Here is a 1,976-nt window from a genome sequence, read left to right on the forward strand (position 1 = left end):
GGGTACGGGCCCTGAGCTGTTTGCGGAAATGGGCGACCGGGCCCAGACGCTGATCGTTACCGACAGCGAACAGGGCCCGGTCGTGACCGCTTAGGCCGGTTCGCTGACTTAGCGTTCCCACAGAAAGCCGCGCATAACCTCGTCCACCGGGGTTTTGGCCATGTGGTTGACGTAGTTCGACATGGTTTTCTGGGCCAGACCCAGCACGACATCCAGAACCGCGCGGTGTGAATAGCCCGCGTCAAAGAACGCCTGAAGCTGGTCTTCGGTCGGGTTGCCGCGGGTTTCCATCACTTGCAGGGTGAAGGTGCGCAGTGCTTCGAGTTTGGCTGAAGGCAACGGAGTTTCGTTACGCAGGGCGTCCGATATCTCGTCCGAGATCTTCATCATCTTGGCGATCCCGGTGTGGGCGGGCACGCAGTAGTGGCATTCGTTTTCCACATTGATGGTCTGCCAGACGACGGTTTTCTCATCATTGTCGAAATCAGTTTGCAGGAACAGGCCGTGCAGAACCTGATAGCCTTCCAGATGCTGAGGGCTTTCGGCCATGACCTTATGCAGGCCGGGCAAGCGACCAAAAGCGGCCTGAGACTTTTGCAGCAGCGGTTTGGACGCTTCAGGCGCGGTTTCGAGGTCGTGAGACGGGAAATTGGCCATGTCGGAACTCCTGTTTCTGGCGCGATGGGTCGTATTTAGGGTTTCTTGAGTGAACGCTCAAGTATATACTTGAGTGAACGTTCAAAAATTGGTAATGCTGATGCCCCGCAAACCCGCATACGATCGTGACGTGTTGATCGCGAAGGCGAAGGATATCTTCTGGCGTCAGGGCTGGGCTGGTACATCGCTGAAGGATCTGGAGCGGGAACTGAAGCTGAAGCCTGGCAGTTTTTATGCGGCGTTCGGGTCGAAAGATGCGCTCTATGCGCTGACGCTGGAGAGTTATACGCAAGAAGGTGTGGCGCGCTTAAAGGCCCTGGCAGAGAGACTGGGTCCGAAGGAGGCGCTGAAAGCGCAGCCCCGATTGGTGATCGAAGCGGTCGAGACCCCGGCAAAGGCCTGCATGTTGGCAAAGACATATGCCGAGTTGAAGGCGAAGGATCATGACCTTGCGGATCAGGCGGCGCATCACATGGCGGAAATGAAAGGCTGTTTCGCTGATCTGTTTCGCAGGGCTCAGGATGCCGGTGAAATCGGGGCGGGACATGATCCGGATCGACTGGCGGCACGGTATCAGTCGGACATTCTCGGGCTGCGATTGTCGGCCGAGCGCAAGGATGTCGACGCGTTGGAAATTGCCGCGGATATCGCTTCTGATATCGATCGTTTGTGATCCCTTTTTCGGGCGGCAAAAAACGATCCGGAACAACACAAAATATTGGGGGATGGCGTGACAATCCCTACCAGAAAACGTATAAGTTACCAAAATAATATAGGTACTGACTGAATGTCCGAAGACGCACAGGCCCCTCAAGAATACGGCGCAGATTCTATCAAGGTTCTCAAAGGCTTGGAGGCAGTTCGCAAACGCCCCGGCATGTATATCGGGGACACGGATGATGGCTCGGGTCTGCACCATATGGTGTATGAGGTTGTCGACAACGGGATTGACGAGGCTCTGGCGGGTCATGCTGACCATGTGACGGTGAAAATTCACGCCGATTCCAGTGTTTCGGTCAGCGACAATGGGCGTGGTATTCCGGTGGACATCCACCCGGAAGAAGGCGTGTCGGCGGCCGAGGTCATCATGACCCAACTGCATGCCGGCGGAAAATTCGACAGCAACTCGTACAAGGTGTCAGGCGGCCTGCACGGTGTGGGTGTTTCCGTGGTGAACGCGCTTTCGGATTGGTTGGAACTGCGCGTCTGGCGCAATGGCAAAGAGCACATCGCGCGATTTGAAGGTGGCGAAACCGTTGAGCACCTGAAGGTTGTTGGCGAATGCGGGGACCGGACAGGAACAGAGGTGCGGTTTCTGG

3 protein-coding genes are annotated in these 1,976 nt (G+C 56.3%); 2 read left to right on the plus strand and 1 reads right to left on the minus strand.

Annotated features, from left to right (window positions below):
• Positions 1-108: 108 nt before the first annotated feature.
• A complete protein-coding gene (locus ACR0C6_RS21040) occupies positions 109-657 on the minus strand; it encodes a carboxymuconolactone decarboxylase family protein (protein ID WP_480483946.1) in 549 nt (182 codons plus the stop codon).
• A 100-nt stretch (positions 658-757) separates the two neighbouring features.
• On the opposite strand from ACR0C6_RS21040, the gene ACR0C6_RS21045 reads away from it, so the two are divergent.
• Positions 758-1,330: a TetR/AcrR family transcriptional regulator gene (locus ACR0C6_RS21045; protein WP_480555246.1), complete on the plus strand. Its 573-nt coding sequence runs from the start codon at positions 758-760 to the stop codon at positions 1,328-1,330.
• Between the two features lie 114 nt (positions 1,331-1,444).
• Positions 1,445-1,976 (plus strand): ATP-binding protein (locus tag ACR0C6_RS21050; RefSeq protein ID WP_480621041.1); only part of this gene is annotated, 532 nt, incomplete at its 3' end.

The sequence above is a fragment of the Ruegeria sp. AL12 genome (genome assembly GCF_056540885.1).